The following is a 13,977-nucleotide window of genomic DNA, read 5'->3' on the forward strand; positions in this document are numbered from 1 at the left end:
GGTCGCGCTCACATCGGGCGCCGCCGGGCGCGCGTCCAGGGCTCGGCACCCTTCACGTTCACGAAGATCCGGTGGACGGAGGTGGTGGCGGTGATGAACAGCCGCAGCCCGTCCGCGCCTCCGAAGGCGATGTTGGAGACCGTCTCGGGGACGAGAATCTTGCCCAGCAGCGTTCCGGCGGGATCGAAGCAGTGCACGCCGTCCGCCGCCGAGGACCAGAGGTTGCCGGTCTCGTCGCAGCGGATGCCGTCGGGCAGGCCGGTGTCGATCGTCGCAAAGACCCCGGCATCGGTCAGGGTGGCGCCGGACACCTCGAAAACACGGATCACGGGCGCAACGGAGGTGTCATGGGACGACCCGCTCTCGGCCACGTAAAGCAGCGATTCGTCGGGCGAAAAGCACAACCCGTTCGGCTGCACGAAGTCCGACACGACCGGCACCGGATCGCCGCCTTCGGGGGGAATGCGGAAGACGTGGTGCGCGGTCTGTTCCGGCTCGGCCTGATTGCCCTCGAAGCTCGACAGGATGCCGTAGGTCGGATCGGTGAACCACACGGCGCCATCGGCAGCGACCACCACGTCGTTCGGGGAATTCAGCCGCTTGCCCTGATAGTCGGCGGCCAGAACGCTGAGCGTCCCGTCGTATTCCGTGCGCACCACGTCGCGGAAGCCGTGGCGGCAGCCCACCAGCCGCCCCTGGCGGTCGCGGGTGTTGCCGTTGTTGAATCCGCTTCCGGCGCGATAGACCGAAAGGCCCTCGGCCTCGGACCAGCGCAGGATGCGTTCGGACGGAATGTCGGAAAACAGCAGGCAGCCCTGGTCCCCGAACCAGACCGGCCCCTCGGTCCAGGTGAAGCCGGAGGCGAGGGTTTCGAGCTGGCTCATCGGGTGGACCAGGTCGGCGAACCGGGGGTCGCGGATTTCGATATGGGGCGGGGTCTTGATCATCTCTGTGCCCTTCTCGTGCTGGCGGCAATGACGATGCCGATGATGATGAGTCCGGTCAGAACCATGCGCACGCCGGCGCCGGCGCCGTACGAGTTGAGCATGGAGACGACGAGGAACATGAACAGCGAGGCGCCCCAGACGCCCGGCACGTTCGACATGCCCCCGGCGATGGAGGTGCCGCCGATGACCACGACCGCGATGGACATGAGCAGGTATTCCGCCCCCATGTTCAGCGCCGCGCCGCCGGAAAAGCTGGACAGCAGGTAGCCCGCGATGGCCGCGAAGACCGTGACGGCGACGTAGGTGGTGGCGCGCACCCGCTCGACCGGAACGCCGGCAAGCCGCGCGGCGCGCAGGTTCTGCCCCGAGGCGAGCAGCCACCGCCCCCAGACCGAGCGTTCGAGCAGCACCCAGACCACGACCGACAGGACCAGCCCGACCAGCGCCACGTTGGGAATGCCGAGGCTGCGCCCGGTGGCGAAATCGGCCAGACCCTCGGGCGGCTTGATGCGCAGGCCCCGGTTCGACCAGATCGCCAGCGACTGGTAGAGCAGCGACGCGGCCAGCGTGGCGATGATCGGCGGCAGGCGCAGCAGGAAGATCAGCGCGAAATTCGCGAGCCCGGTGCCGAGCCCCACCAGCACCGCGATCCCGAGGCCGAGGAAGGCCGTGCCGGGGTCCGAGGACATCGCCTTGAGCGCCAGCGTCCCGGACAGCGTCATGGTCGCGGGGATCGACAGGTCGACATTGCCGGGACCGAGCGTGATGACCAGCATCTGCCCCAGCCCCACGATGGCCGCGAAGGCCCCGAAGCTGAGCGCGGCATAGGCCAGCTCTCCCGCGCCGCGCCCCTCGGTCAGGGCGATTGTGAAGGCAAAGGCGACGGCGGCGGCGATCCAGGACCAGATCCAGGGGCGGGAGACGAGCGTCTGCATGATCCGCCCCCCTATGCCGCGCCGTCGCGGCGGGTGAAGAGCAGCCGCGCGGTCAGGACGAGGATCAGGATCGCCCCCTGCGCGCCGATCTGCCAGTCCGGCGACAGGCGCATGAAGCTCAGGAAGGACGCGGCGAGGGTCAGCGTCAGCGCGCCGATCACCGCGCCGGTGGGCGACACGCGCCCGCCGATGAACTCGCCGCCGCCCAGGATCACCCCGGCGATGGACAGGAGCGTGTAGCGCAGCGCGATATTGGCATCGGCCGAGGTCGTCAGACCGACCAGCGCCATGCCCGCCAGCACGCCGAACAGCCCGGCCAGCCCGTAGGCCAGCGCCTTGAGCCGGATCACCGGCCAGCCCGCCCGCTGGACCGAGCGGGCATTGCCCCCGACTCCGCGCAGCACCGTGCCGATGCCCGACCGCATGACCAGCAGGTGCGTCACCCCCGCGATCAGCACCGAGGCAACCACCGCCATCGGCACCAGCGGCGGTTTCACCGTCATGATGCTGCGGATCCAGCCGGGCGAGGCGCCGCCCGGCGAGGGCAGGATGAACAGCGCGAGCCCGCCCCAGACGAAGGACATGCCCAGCGTCACCACGATGGCGGGCAGGTCGAGCGCGTGGATCAGCGCCCCGAGCAGCGCATAACACAGGATCAGCGCCAGCAGGATCAGCAGGCCCAGCGCCGGCGTGTCGTTGAGGTAGGTCGCGGTGATGCAGGCCACCAGCGACACGAAGGCGCCGAGCGACAGGTCGATGTCGTTGACCATGATGATGCACATCTGCGCGATGGTCGCGAGCGCGATGGGCACGGCGAGGTTGAACAGCAGGTTCACCCCGAAATAGCTCATGGCGCGGGGCTGCATGTAGAAGGTGGCGGCGAGCAGGACCGCCAGCGAAACCACCGGCAGCAGGATGCGGTGCCGTGCGATGAAGGTCATGTCACGCCTCCATCATCTCGAAGGAGGCTTCGAGGATGCGCTCCTCGGTGATGTCCGCGCCGGTCAGTTCGGCGGAAATCCGTTCGTCGCGGAACACGAAGACCCGGTCGCACTGGCAGACCTCTTCGGTTTCGGTGGAATACCACAGGAAGGTGCGGCCCCTGGCGGCCTCGGCGCGGATCATGGCGTAGACGTCCTGCTTGGTGCCCACGTCGACGCCGCGCATGGGGTCGTCCATCACCACCACGGGGGCGGAGGAGGCGAGCGCGCGGGCGAAGAGCACCTTTTGCTGATTGCCGCCCGAAAGCGACAGGATGTTGTTGCGCACGTCGTCGGTGCGGATGCCGATTCGGCGCTTCCAGTCGGCGGCGGTGGCGCTTTCGGCCTCGCGGTCGACCAGCCCGCGCCGGGCGGTTTCGGACAGGATGGTGAGGGTCGCGTTGCGCAGGATCGACCAGAGCGGCAGGATGCCGTCCCGCCCCCGGTCGCCCGCGACAAAGACCATCCGCGTGTCCTTCGGGCGGCGCCACGACGAGGTGGCGCCGAGATAGAGCCGGGCCAGCGCCTCGGCCTGCCCGTGACCGGCAAGCCCGGAGAGGCCGACGATCTCGCCCCTGCGGGCGCTCAGCCCCTCGGGGGTGCACAGAACCTCTTCGCCCCGGACGCGGGCGGCCTGCGCGGCGCCGGTGCCTTCGGCGGCGACATGGCCCATGGCATCGACCAGCCCCTGCCGGGTGAAGCCGCCGGCCGGGCGGTCCGCCACGACCCTGCCGTCCTTCATGACGAGGATGCGGGTGGCGACCGAGAATATCTCGCCCAGCATGTGGGAGATGAAGATGATCGCCCCGCCCGCCGCGCAGAAGCGGCGGATATGGTCGAGAAGCTGTTCGGCGATCCCGGCATCGAGCGAGGAGGTCGGTTCGTCCAGGATGACCAGCCGCGCCTCGGTGCCGCGCGGGGCGAAGCCGATGGCGATCTCGACCATCTGGCGTTCGGCGATGGTCAGCGCGCCGACCTCGGCGTCGGGGTCGATGCCGTGGTCGGGAAACACCGTGTCCAGGGCGCGCAGGATCTCGGTCCGCGCGGCGCGGCGCCAGCCGGCACCGGACAGCGCGGAATGCGAGATGCGCAGGTTCTCGGCCACGGTCAGGTTGGGGCAGAGCGACAGCTCCTGAAAGACCGAGCGCACCCCGGCCCCCAGCGCGCCGGTCGCGCCCGAGGCCGGGAAGGCGACGGTCCCGGCGGAGGGCGCAAGCCCGCCGTTCACGACGTTCACCAGCGTGGATTTCCCGGCGCCGTTGTGGCCGACAAGGCCGAGGCATTCTCCGGGTCTGATCGCAAGGCTCACGCCGTCAAGCGCCCTGACCGCGCCGAAATGCTTGGCGGCGTCGGTCAGGGCGACCAGCGGCGCAGCCGGGTCGGCTGCGCTGTTCATGAGGTCTTACATCGCCCCTTTGGCTTCGGCGATGACCGCCTTGGCGTCGTCGAGCGAATAGACCGTGTTGGCGACCGAGCCTTCGGGCGTGCTGGCAAGCGCCTCGTCCAGCGTGTCCTGCGTCACCTTGAGGAAGGGCACGGTCAGATCCTTCGGCACCTCTTCGCCGTCGAGGATCTGCTGCGCGACCCAGAGCGCGAGCGAGGCAACGCCCGGCGCGATCGACAGCGACATGGTCTCGTAGCCGTTTTCGTCGTGCTGCTGCTTCCACCAGGCCATTTCGTCCTGCCGGTTGCCGAGCACGATGAGCGGCGTGTCGCGGCCCGCGGCCTTGAACGCCTGCGCCGCGCCGTAGCCGTCGCCGCCCTGCGTCACCACGCCGACCACTTCGGGCAGCGAGGGCAGGATGCCCGCGACGGCCTTCTGCGCCACGTCCTGCGCCCAGTCGCCGTTGACCGAGCCGACGATCTCGAACTGCGGGTTCTCCTCGATCCCGGTGTGGATACCGGCGCTGATCTCGTCATCGACGAAGACGCCCGCAAGGCCGCGGATCTCCAGCAGCTTGCCGCCGTCGGGCAGGCGCGAGGCGAGGTATTCGACCTCCTGGCGGCCCATCTCCTTGAAATCGACGGCAATGCGCCAGGCGCAGGGTTCGGTCACGATGCCGTCGAAGCTGACCACGGTCACGCCGGCGTCGCAGGCTTCCTTGACCGCGCCGTTCAGCGCGGTGGGCGAGGCGGCGTTGAGCACGATGGCATCGTAGCCCTGCAGGATCATGTTCTGGATCTGCGCGGCCTGTTCGGTCGCCTGGTTTTCCGAGGTGGTGTAGGGGTCTGCGGCGGCGATGACGCCATCGGTCACGGCCTGCGAGCCGACCTCTTCGAAGGTCTGCAACATCGCCTGCCGCCAGGAATTTCCGGCGTAGTTGTTGGACAGCGCGATGCGCTTGTCGGCGGTATCGGCCTGGGCCGCACCCGCGGTCACGGCAATGGCTGCCGCGCTCAGCAGCAGTCGGGACATGGTCATGGTTCTTCCTCCCTTGGCACGCATTCTGATCGGCGCGCCGTTCTCCTCCGTGCGCCGTCTCCTCCGGCACGCGCCCATGCTGATCCGGCGGGCCGGGCGCTGTAAAGTGTGCGGACCGCAGATCTGTTGCGGGTTCCCGCATCTCATCTGCGGGAATCGGTGTTTTCTTTGCCGGGCAGGCGGCGCATCCTTGCGGTCAGGCGCAACGACGCCGTCGGGAGGACACTGTGACATTCATCGCTGACGCGGTCCTGCGCGGGCCGGACGTGCACCTGCGCATCTCGGAACACCTGGCCGGAGAGGTCGACATCCGCTCGGCGCTGTCGGCCGTGGCGACCGAGATTTCCGAGATCATCCCCTATACTCACGCCGACATCTGCCTGCACGATTCGCCCGGCTGGGTGGTGAGCTACGAGGTCGGCATCCGCACCCGCTGGTCGCGCAAGCGGACGCGGGTGCAGTATTCCCCGGTCCGCGACCTGCTGACCGGCAGGACCGACCTCATGCTCACCGGCAATGCCATGCGCGATCCGCGCTACATCTATCCCGGCGCCGCCTGCGAGCCGATCATCAACCACCAGATGCGCTCGCGGGTGAACGTCCCGATGAAGGTCATGGGCCGGGTGATCGGCACGCTGAACTTCTCGCACAGCATCGAGTCGCTCTACGATCACGGCACCGCCGCCGAGGCGCAGCACCTGGCCAATGTGCTCGCCCCCTATTTCCACGCGCTCCACGCTTCGGAAAAGGCCCAGCAGGCGACCAAGGTGCGCGCGATGGCCCAGGCCCGCGAGGAAGGGCTGCGCCAGGGCGCGCTGGAGCTGACGCAGGCGCTGGAGGCCGAGCGCCAGCGCGTGGGCATGGACCTGCACGACCAGACCCTTGCCGATCTGACGCGGCTGCTGCGCGAGGTTTCGGGCGACGGCCCGGTGCCGGGACGCGCGGCGCTGGCCCGCAAGATCGACGATTGCATCGTCGACCTGCGGCGCATCATCGACACGGCGGTGCCGACCCTGCTGGACCTGTTCGGCTTTGCCCATGCGGTGCGGGTCCACCTGGAACGCGCGGTGGGCGTGTCGAGCGTGGCGATCGACGTGGACGACGACACCGACGGCGCGCCCGACGCGCTGGACCGGACCACCCGCACCGCCCTGTTCCGCATCGCGCAGGAGGCCATCAACAATGCCGCGCGCCATTCCGGGGCGACCCGCATCGGGGTCGGCATCGGGCGCGACGTGGGGCAGCGGCTCTGCATCACCATCAACGACAACGGCTGCGGTCTCGGCGACGGGACGACGCGGCGCTCGGGGCTCATGCACATGCGCACGCGGGCCGACCTGATCGGCGCAGAGCTCGACATCGTGGACGACGGCGGCACCTGCGTCGCCGTCACCCTGGCGGAGGCACGGACATGAAGGTACTCCTGGTCGAGGATGACCAGTTTCACGCAAGCTACCTTCAGGACGCGCTGGCCGAGGCCCTGCCCGAAGTGACCGAGACCCTGCACGCCGTCGACGGCTTCGAGGGCGAGGCCGAGGCCCGCGCCGGCAAGATCGAGGCGGTGGTCATGGATCTGCAGATGGAGCGGCGCAACGGCATCGAGGCCGCCCGGTCGATCTGGGCCGAACGGCCGCAGACCCGCATCCTGTTCTGGTCGAACTATTCGGACGAGGCCTATCTGCGCGGGATCTCCCGCATCGTGCCCGAGGACAGCGCCTATGGCTACGTGCTGAAGACCGCCAGCCGGGAACGGCTGAAGCTGGCGCTGCGGGCGGTGCTGATCGAGGGCCAGATCATCGTCGACCGCGAGGTGCACCGGCTTCAGCGCCGCACCGCCTCGCCGCGCAATGCGCTGGACGACAGCGAATACGGCGTGCTGCTGGACCTGGCGCTGGGGTTGCAGGACAAGACCATCGCCGAACGGCGGGGCATGTCGCTGCGCACCGTGCAGAACCGGCTGCTGTCGCTCTACGACAAGCTGGGCGTCGGGGACGAGGATGCCCCGGCGATGAACAAGCGCGTGCGCGCGCTCAGCCGCGCGATCACCACCCGGACCCTGAACGTCGAGGTGCTGGAGACCGCGCAGCGGGAGCTGGACCACTGGGTGCAGAGGCGGGGATGAGAGCCGCCCGGCCCGCGCCGGGGACCGCAGCGGCCCGGTTGCGCCGGATCGCGCGCCTGCCGTAACCTGCGCCGATGGCTATTCCGGTCGAAACCTTCTTCCTGACCCCCGGCGCGCAGGGCACGCTGCAGGCGCGCATCCAGCAGATGGTCGCCGAAGGCATCCTCTCGGGACGCTTCCGGCGCGGCGAACGGCTGCCCTCGACCCGCAGGCTGGCGATGCACCTCGGGGTGAGCCGCATCACCGTGACCCTCGCCTATACCGAGCTGGTCGCCAGCGACTACCTCGCCTCGCGCGGGCGGTCGGGCTATTTCGTCTCCGACAACGCGCCCGAGCCGCCGGAATTCACCCCCCCGGCACGCGAGGACCGCGTCGACTGGTCCCGCGCCCTGGCGCAGCGTTTCAGCGGCGGCGCGGCGCTGATCCGGCCGCCGGACTGGGCGCGCTACCGCTATCCCTTCATCTACGGCCAGGCCGATCCGAGGCTGTTCGACCATGCCAACTGGCGGCTTTGCGCGGTGCAGGCGCTGGGGGCGCGGGATTTCGGTGCGCTGACCGAGGATTACTACGACCGCGACGATCCGCACCTGGTGGATTTCATCGCGCGCCAGACCCTGCCGCGCCGGGGCATCATCGCGGGACCGGACGAGATCCTCGTGACGCTCGGGGCGCAGAACGCGCTCTGGCTGACCACGCAGGTGCTGCTCAACCGCCGCCGCCGCGCGGTGATCGAGGACCCCTGTTACCCCGCCCTGCGCGACATCCTCGCCCAGTCGCGCTGCGCGCTGGTGCCGGTTCCGGTCGATCCGCACGGCCTGCCCCCGGGGTCGCTGCCCGACAGCGCCGACGTGATCTTCACCACGCCCAGCCACCAATGCCCGACCTCGGCAACCATGCCGCTGGAGCGGCGGATGGCCCTACTTGCCCGCGCCCGCGAGATGGACGCGCTGATCGTCGAGGACGATTACGAGTTCGAGATGGCCTATCTCAAGCCGCCCGCCCCGGCGCTGAAATCGCTCGATACGGACGGGCGGGTGATCTACGTCGGCAGCTTCTCGAAATCGCTGTTTCCGGGTCTGCGGCTCGGCTATCTCGTCGGCTCCGCCGCCTTCATCCGCGAGGCCCGGGCGCTGCGGGCGTCGATCCTGCGGCATCCGCCCGGCCATATCCAGCGCACCACCGCCTATTTCCTGAGCCTCGGCCACCATGACAGCCTCGTGCGCCGCACCGGACGCGCGCTGACCGAGCGGCGCCGCGTGATGGAGGCGGAGATCGCCCGCCACGGGCTGACCATCGCCGGGCGCGGGGCGCATGGCGGGTCGTCCTTCTGGATGCGCGCGCCCGAGGGCACCGACACCACCGCGCTTGCCCGGACCCTGCGTGCCGACAGCGTGCTGATCGAACCGGGGGCCGCCTTCTTCGCGCGGGAAAACCCGCCGGCGACCTACTACCGGCTCGGCTATTCCTCGATCCCCTCCGAGCGCATCGGCGCAGGGCTCGCCCTGATCGCGGAGGCGCTTGCACAGGTCGGCGGAGGAAGCTAGGGCTTGCCCCATGCGGATCGTGCGGGATTATCTTTACGTCGAGCCTGAAGACCGGGGTGCGAGCGCCGCCATCGGCAATTTCGACGGAGTGCACCGCGGCCATCAGGCGGTGATCGACCTCGCGCGGCGCGCCGGGGGCGATGCACCGTTGGGCGTGCTGACCTTCGAACCCCATCCGCGCGAATATTTCGCCCCCGAGGCGCCGCCGTTCCGGCTGATGTCGTCCAAGGCGCGCGCCTCGCGGCTGGCCAAGCTGGGGGTCGAGCGCCTCTACGAGCTGAATTTCAACGCCGCCCTCGCCGCGCTGACACCCGAGCAGTTCGCCGCGCGGGTGATCCGCGACGGGCTCGGCCTGTCGCATGTGGTCGTCGGCGCGGATTTCTGTTTCGGCCAGGGGCGGGCGGGCACGGTCGCGCACCTGAAGCGCTTCGGCGCGGAGATGGGCTTTGGCGTGACCGTGGCCGATCTGATCGAGATCGACGGCGGTCAGGTCAGTTCCACCGCCATCCGCGAGGCGCTGACCGAGGGCCGCCCGCGCGACGCCGCCGCGCAGCTTGGCCACTGGCACCGCATCGAGGGCATGGTGATCGGCGGCGAACAGCGCGGGCGCGAACTGGGTTTTCCCACGGCGAACATGTCGATCGAAGGCCTGCATCCGCCCATGCACGGCGTCTACGCGGTTCTGGTCGACGTTCTGACCGGCGAACACAGGGGCCAGTACCACGGCGCTGCCTCGCTCGGGGTGCGGCCGATGTTCGGGGAAAACCGCGCGAACCTGGAAACCTATCTCTTCGACTTCAAGGGCGATCTCTACGGCGCGACGCTCTCGGTCGGGCTGGTGGAATATCTGCGCCCCGAGATGAAGTTCGACGGCCTCGACGCGCTGGTCGCGCAGATGGAGGCCGATTGCACCGAGGCGCGCCGCATCCTGGGCGCGCCATGAGCGACCCCATCGACCGCTCCGGCCTTCAGCCGCGCTTCTGGGAGCGCAAGCGTCTGACCGACATGTCGCCAACCGAATGGGAAGCGCTGTGCGACGGCTGCGGCAAGTGCTGCCTCAACAAGCTGGAAGACGAGGAAACCGGCGAGGTCGCCCTGACCTGCGTCGCCTGCCGCCTGTTCGACGACACCACCTGCCGCTGCGCGCAATATGACATCCGCCACCAGTTCGTGCCGGAATGCATCGTGCTGAAACCCTCCAACATCGACAGCCACGCCTACTGGATGCCGCAGACCTGCGCCTATCGCCTGCTGTGGGAGGGCAACCCCCTTCCCGACTGGCACCCGCTGCTGACCGGCACCCCGGACAGCGTCCACGAGGCGGGCGTGTCGATGCAGCACCGCACCGTTCCCGAGTTCGAAATCGACGAGGACGACTGGGAAGACTACATCATCGAGGAGCCCGTCTGATGTTCTTTGCCTCCGACAATTCCGGCCCGGTCCCGCCGCAGGTCCTGACCGCCCTGGGCGCCGCGAACGAAGGCTATGCCATGGGCTACGGCGGCGATCCCCTGAGCGCCGGTGTCGCGGACCGCATCCGCACCCTGTTCGAGGCGCCGGAGGCGGCGGTCTATCTCGTGCCGACCGGCACCGCGGCCAATGCCCTCGCGCTCGCCTGCCTCTGCCCGCCCTACGGGACGGTGTTCTGCTCGCCCGTCGCGCATATCCACGAGGACGAGTGCAACGCGCCGGAATTCTACTCCGGCGGCGCCAAGCTGACCCTTGTCGGGGAGGGCGACCGCATGACCCCCGAGGCCCTGCGCGCCGCAATCGAGGCCGAGGAGACGCGCGGCGTGCACGGCCCCCTGCGCGGGCCGGTCTCGATCACCCAGGTCGCCGAACGCGGCAACGTCCATTCCATGCAGGAACTGCGCGCCCTCTGCGACGTCGCGAAGGAATACGGCCTGCCGGTGCACCTGGACGGCGCCCGCTTTGCCAATGCCTGCGTGAAGCTCGGCGTCACCCCGGCCGAGATGAGCTGGAAGGCGGGGGTGGATGTCTGCGTCTTCGGCGGCACCAAGAACGGTCTGATGGGCGTCGAGGCGGTGATCCTGTTCGACCCGGCGCGCGCGCGGGAATTCGAACTCCGCCGCAAGCGGGGGGCGCACCTGTTCTCCAAGCATCGCTATCTCGCCGCACAGATGGCGGCCTATCTGGACGGCGACCTCTGGCGCGATCTGGCGGGACGCGCCAACGACCGTTGCGACCAGCTCGTCGCCGGGCTGAAGGAGGCGGGACTGACCGTGCTGACCGAGGCCCCGGCCAATCTCGTGTTCTTCGAAGCCCCCCGCGCCCTGCACCGGGCAGTGATGGCAGAGGGCGCGGTCTATCACATCTGGGGATCGGAAGACGGCCCCGACGACGAGATCGTCATGGGCCGGCTGGTCTGCGGATGGTCGCTGACGCCCGAGGACGTGGCGGCCTTTCTGGCTGCACTGAAGGCGGCCTGAGCCGGGCGGCCTCAGATCCGGTCGACCCGCGCCAGCGCCAGCCCGGCCCCCGCCGCGATATAGAGCGCGCCGGTCAGCCGGTGCCGGAGCCGACCCGCCTGCAACAGCCAGCCCCGCGCCGAGCGCGCCGCCAGCACCCAGAGCAGATCACCGCAGAGAAACACCCCGAGATAGAGCACCGCCGCCGTCCCGAGCGCCCCGGCGCCGCTTTCGGCGGTCACGAACTGCGGCAGGAAGGCGGCGTTGAACAACAGCGTCTTGGGGTTCAGCACCGCCATCACCGCGCCCTGCCGGAACAGCTTCCACGGCGGACGGCGCACCGGCACGACCTCGGCCAGCGCGGCCCCGCCCTGCCGCCAGGCCGCGATCCCGAGCCACAGGAGATAGGCCACCCCGGCCCAGCGCAACCAGTGCAGCGCCGATGCCGCCAGCTCCAGCAGCGCGGCAAGGCCGGCGACGACGAAAACCACCTGGCAGCCGACGCCCAGCGTCGTGCCAAGCACCGTGGCGACGCCGTAGCGCGCCCCGTGGGTCAGGGTGTTGCCGATGATGAGGGCGACGTTCGGACCCGGGATCGCCACCAGCGCCGCCGTCGCGACCATCAATGTCAGGGCTGATGCAAGATCCATGGCCACGGACGGGAATTCCCCGCCCCACCTTTCAGTTCAGTTGAAAATGCAGCTCGTAACTGCCGTCCTCGAAACGTCCGAACAGGTCGGGGATGTCGGGATGATCCACCGGCTCGCCGGAATAATCCGCGATGAGGTTCTGCTCCGAAACATAGGCGACGTAGAAACTCTGATCGTTTTCGGCCAGCAGGTGATAGAAGGGCTGCTTCTTCACCGGGCGCGATTCTTCGGGAATCGCTTCGTACCATTCGTCGGTATTGCTGAATTCCGGGTCCACATCGAACACAACGCCGCGAAACGGATGTTTGCGGTGACGGACGACCTGCCCCAGGTAATATTTCGCGCGCTGTGTATGCATGACACCCTCTGTGGCCGGTTTTAGACATTTGTAAGGCAAATTGCCCGGAATTGGGACAGATTTGACGGAAACATATTGTGGCAGGCTGCCCAACAGTCCTCCTCCGCCCCTCGGGGCACGTCAGTCTCCAGCGCGATCCTGCCGTGTCCCCGCGCTGCAGGAAATGTGATTCCCACTCCGGGTGCAATCGGGTAAAGTGGACCCCGAGGCAGAAGACCTGAAAAACAAACAAATGCGAGGGTCAGATGAGCAGTTGGCTGCGCGCGGCGGCGATATTTCTTTTGGTGGCATCCTGCGGGGGTGGCGGTGGCGGAGGTGATTCGCCCCACTCGCTCGAGGATGCCTGCGCCATTCTCAAGCAACGCCCCACCTATTTCCGCGCCTTCCGCGCCGCGGAACGCAAATGGGGGGTGCCGGTCCACGTCCAGATGGCGACCATCTACCAGGAAAGCAAGTTCGATCCCGACGCCCGGACCCCGTTCCGCTACGCGCTCGGCGTGATCCCCTTCGGACGGCAAAGCTCGGCCTTCGGCTACAGCCAGGCGCTGGACGGCACCTGGGACGAATACCTGGCCGAGACCGGCAATCGCCGCGCCCGCCGGGACGACATCCGGGACGCCACCGACTTCATGGGCTGGTACATGGCGGGCACGAACCGCAGTCTCGGGATCTCGATGCACGATGCCCGCAACCAGTACCTCGCCTATCACGAGGGCCGGAGCGGCTTCTCCCGGGGGAGCTACAATGCCAAGGCCTGGCTGGTGCGGGTGGCGGACGATGTCGGCTCGCGCTCGCTCGTCTACCAGGTGCAGCTGCGGGATTGCCGCGACGCGCGCTGAGCCCGCGTCGCGCCACCGGCGCTATTGCCCGGTCTGCCGGCGGACGTCGAAGACGCTGTTCGGCAGATCGGCCTTGCTCAGATCGCCCAGGACGACCGTCGTCTTCGACCCGTTCGAATCGGTGACGATCCACTGGCGCAGCTGCACCGGGTTGCCGGTGAACTTCATCTGGATCGACCCGTATTCCCTGCGCTGGGGATCCTGCGCCGTCACCGTCGTCGCGGTGCCGTCATAACCATGCTCCGTCACCATCCCGGCCTGCCCCAGATTGACGTTGCGCGCCAGGATGATCGACAGCGGGGTCTGGTTCAGCGGATAGGTCTCGGGCTGCCCGCCCACCTTCCGGTCAAACACGTAGACCGCGCCCGACCAGGCCAGCACCAGCGCCTGCTCGGGCGGGTTGTATTCGAAGCGCACCTTGCCGGGCCGCTTGATCGAGATGGTCCCGGTCGAGATCGAGCCGTCGCCGTTGATCTGGGTGAACTGCCCCTTGGCCGACTGGATCGAGTTCAGATATTGCGAAATCGTGCTGAGCGACAGCTTCTGCGCCGCCGCCGGAATGGCGGTCAGCATCAGCGCGGTCAGCGCGGCGGTGATGAGTCGGAGCATCCTTGGTCCTTCCTGCTCGGGTCGTCCGGGTCGATATGGCAAACCGTGGCCGGTTATGCGATAGCAACCCGCGTCCCTCGCCTAGATAGGCCGGATTTCCCGCATTTACAGACCCCTGCCCGACACCGGCACGGCCCCGCTC

15 protein-coding genes are annotated in these 13,977 nt (G+C 68.6%); 7 read left to right on the plus strand and 8 right to left on the minus strand.

What is annotated here, in order from left to right:
* Window positions 1-8: 8 nt before the first annotated feature.
* Genes ACN0RJ_RS12125 through ACN0RJ_RS12145 form a run of 5 tightly spaced genes read right to left on the minus strand, consistent with a single transcriptional unit; the run spans window position 9 to window position 5,284 of the window.
* Window positions 9-947 (minus strand): SMP-30/gluconolactonase/LRE family protein, encoded by a 939-nt coding sequence (locus ACN0RJ_RS12125; protein WP_417724425.1) that lies wholly within the window; start codon window positions 945-947, stop codon window positions 9-11.
* The gene (locus ACN0RJ_RS12130) at window positions 944-1,882 is read right to left on the minus strand and encodes an ABC transporter permease (RefSeq protein ID WP_417720135.1); all 939 of its coding nucleotides are present in this window, start codon (window positions 1,880-1,882) and stop codon (window positions 944-946) included. The genes ACN0RJ_RS12125 and ACN0RJ_RS12130 overlap by 4 nt, the downstream gene beginning before the upstream one ends.
* An 11-nt stretch (window positions 1,883-1,893) precedes the next feature.
* Window positions 1,894-2,823 (minus strand): ABC transporter permease, encoded by a 930-nt coding sequence (locus ACN0RJ_RS12135; RefSeq protein ID WP_417720136.1) that lies wholly within the window; start codon window positions 2,821-2,823, stop codon window positions 1,894-1,896.
* 1 nt (window position 2,824) lies between these two features.
* Window positions 2,825-4,258, minus strand: a complete 1,434-nt coding sequence (locus ACN0RJ_RS12140; RefSeq protein WP_417724426.1) for a sugar ABC transporter ATP-binding protein — start codon at window positions 4,256-4,258, stop codon at window positions 2,825-2,827.
* A gap of 6 nt (window positions 4,259-4,264) precedes the next feature.
* Window positions 4,265-5,284, minus strand: coding sequence for an ABC transporter substrate-binding protein (locus tag ACN0RJ_RS12145; RefSeq protein ID WP_417720138.1), 1,020 nt, complete (start codon window positions 5,282-5,284; stop codon window positions 4,265-4,267).
* A gap of 227 nt (window positions 5,285-5,511) precedes the next feature.
* Here ACN0RJ_RS12145 and ACN0RJ_RS12150 point away from each other — a divergent pair, with 227 nt between their 5' ends.
* The 6 genes from ACN0RJ_RS12150 to ACN0RJ_RS12175 all read left to right on the plus strand — a co-directional run bounded on the left by ACN0RJ_RS12150 (window position 5,512) and on the right by ACN0RJ_RS12175 (window position 11,400).
* Complete coding sequence (locus ACN0RJ_RS12150) at window positions 5,512-6,699, plus strand: GAF domain-containing sensor histidine kinase (protein ID WP_417724427.1); 1,188 nt, start codon at window positions 5,512-5,514, stop codon at window positions 6,697-6,699.
* Window positions 6,696-7,406, plus strand: coding sequence for a response regulator (locus ACN0RJ_RS12155; protein WP_417720140.1), 711 nt, complete (start codon window positions 6,696-6,698; stop codon window positions 7,404-7,406). Before ACN0RJ_RS12150 ends, ACN0RJ_RS12155 begins: the two co-directional genes overlap by 4 nt.
* 74 nt (window positions 7,407-7,480) lie before the next feature.
* On the plus strand, window positions 7,481-8,950 hold the full coding sequence (locus tag ACN0RJ_RS12160) for a PLP-dependent aminotransferase family protein (RefSeq protein WP_417724428.1): 1,470 nt from the start codon (window positions 7,481-7,483) through the stop codon (window positions 8,948-8,950).
* Window positions 8,951-8,960: 10 nt separating this feature from the next.
* Window positions 8,961-9,893, plus strand: coding sequence for a bifunctional riboflavin kinase/FAD synthetase (locus ACN0RJ_RS12165; protein ID WP_417720142.1), 933 nt, complete (start codon window positions 8,961-8,963; stop codon window positions 9,891-9,893).
* Window positions 9,890-10,360: a YcgN family cysteine cluster protein gene (locus ACN0RJ_RS12170; RefSeq protein WP_417720143.1), complete on the plus strand. Its 471-nt coding sequence runs from the start codon at window positions 9,890-9,892 to the stop codon at window positions 10,358-10,360. The genes ACN0RJ_RS12165 and ACN0RJ_RS12170 overlap by 4 nt, the downstream gene beginning before the upstream one ends.
* On the plus strand, window positions 10,360-11,400 hold the full coding sequence (locus ACN0RJ_RS12175; RefSeq protein ID WP_417724429.1) for a threonine aldolase family protein: 1,041 nt from the start codon (window positions 10,360-10,362) through the stop codon (window positions 11,398-11,400). Before ACN0RJ_RS12170 ends, ACN0RJ_RS12175 begins: the two co-directional genes overlap by 1 nt.
* An 11-nt stretch (window positions 11,401-11,411) precedes the next feature.
* Here ACN0RJ_RS12175 and ACN0RJ_RS12180 read toward each other — a convergent pair whose 3' ends face one another.
* Both ACN0RJ_RS12180 and hspQ read right to left on the minus strand, forming a co-directional pair.
* Entirely contained in the window at window positions 11,412-12,029 is a 618-nt protein-coding gene (locus ACN0RJ_RS12180; RefSeq protein WP_417724430.1) for a LysE family translocator, read from the minus strand.
* A gap of 31 nt (window positions 12,030-12,060) precedes the next feature.
* The gene (hspQ, locus tag ACN0RJ_RS12185) at window positions 12,061-12,387 is read right to left on the minus strand and encodes a heat shock protein HspQ (protein ID WP_417720146.1); all 327 of its coding nucleotides are present in this window, start codon (window positions 12,385-12,387) and stop codon (window positions 12,061-12,063) included.
* A 245-nt stretch (window positions 12,388-12,632) separates the two neighbouring features.
* Here hspQ and ACN0RJ_RS12190 point away from each other — a divergent pair, with 245 nt between their 5' ends.
* The gene (locus ACN0RJ_RS12190; RefSeq protein WP_417720147.1) at window positions 12,633-13,226 is read left to right on the plus strand and encodes a transglycosylase SLT domain-containing protein; all 594 of its coding nucleotides are present in this window, start codon (window positions 12,633-12,635) and stop codon (window positions 13,224-13,226) included.
* A 21-nt stretch (window positions 13,227-13,247) separates the two neighbouring features.
* Here the strand turns inward: ACN0RJ_RS12190 and ACN0RJ_RS12195 are convergent, their stop codons facing one another.
* A complete protein-coding gene (locus tag ACN0RJ_RS12195) occupies window positions 13,248-13,835 on the minus strand; it encodes a LolA family protein (RefSeq protein WP_417720148.1) in 588 nt (195 codons plus the stop codon).
* Between the last annotated feature and the right edge of the window lie 142 nt (window positions 13,836-13,977).

This window comes from Salipiger sp. (assembly GCF_048261495.1).
GTDB lineage: Bacteria > Pseudomonadota > Alphaproteobacteria > Rhodobacterales > Rhodobacteraceae > Salipiger.

Excerpts from the sequence above, each read along its gene's own strand:
- ACN0RJ_RS12140 (WP_417724426.1), bottom strand. The coding sequence starts at position 4,258 with ATGAACAGCGCAGCCGACCCGGCTGCGCCGCTGGTCGCCCTGACCGAC.
- ACN0RJ_RS12130 (WP_417720135.1), bottom strand. The coding sequence starts at position 1,882 with ATGCAGACGCTCGTCTCCCGCCCCTGGATCTGGTCCTGGATCGCCGCC.
- ACN0RJ_RS12170 (WP_417720143.1), top strand. The coding sequence starts at position 9,890 with ATGAGCGACCCCATCGACCGCTCCGGCCTTCAGCCGCGCTTCTGGGAG.
- ACN0RJ_RS12160 (WP_417724428.1), top strand. The coding sequence starts at position 7,481 with ATGGCTATTCCGGTCGAAACCTTCTTCCTGACCCCCGGCGCGCAGGGC.
- hspQ (WP_417720146.1), bottom strand. The coding sequence starts at position 12,387 with ATGCATACACAGCGCGCGAAATATTACCTGGGGCAGGTCGTCCGTCAC.
- ACN0RJ_RS12175 (WP_417724429.1), top strand. The coding sequence starts at position 10,360 with ATGTTCTTTGCCTCCGACAATTCCGGCCCGGTCCCGCCGCAGGTCCTG.
- ACN0RJ_RS12165 (WP_417720142.1), top strand. The coding sequence starts at position 8,961 with ATGCGGATCGTGCGGGATTATCTTTACGTCGAGCCTGAAGACCGGGGT.
- ACN0RJ_RS12155 (WP_417720140.1), top strand. The coding sequence starts at position 6,696 with ATGAAGGTACTCCTGGTCGAGGATGACCAGTTTCACGCAAGCTACCTT.
- ACN0RJ_RS12135 (WP_417720136.1), bottom strand. The coding sequence starts at position 2,823 with ATGACCTTCATCGCACGGCACCGCATCCTGCTGCCGGTGGTTTCGCTG.
- ACN0RJ_RS12195 (WP_417720148.1), bottom strand. The coding sequence starts at position 13,835 with ATGCTCCGACTCATCACCGCCGCGCTGACCGCGCTGATGCTGACCGCC.
- ACN0RJ_RS12145 (WP_417720138.1), bottom strand. The coding sequence starts at position 5,284 with ATGACCATGTCCCGACTGCTGCTGAGCGCGGCAGCCATTGCCGTGACC.
- ACN0RJ_RS12190 (WP_417720147.1), top strand. The coding sequence starts at position 12,633 with ATGAGCAGTTGGCTGCGCGCGGCGGCGATATTTCTTTTGGTGGCATCC.
- ACN0RJ_RS12180 (WP_417724430.1), bottom strand. The coding sequence starts at position 12,029 with ATGGATCTTGCATCAGCCCTGACATTGATGGTCGCGACGGCGGCGCTG.
- ACN0RJ_RS12125 (WP_417724425.1), bottom strand. The coding sequence starts at position 947 with ATGATCAAGACCCCGCCCCATATCGAAATCCGCGACCCCCGGTTCGCC.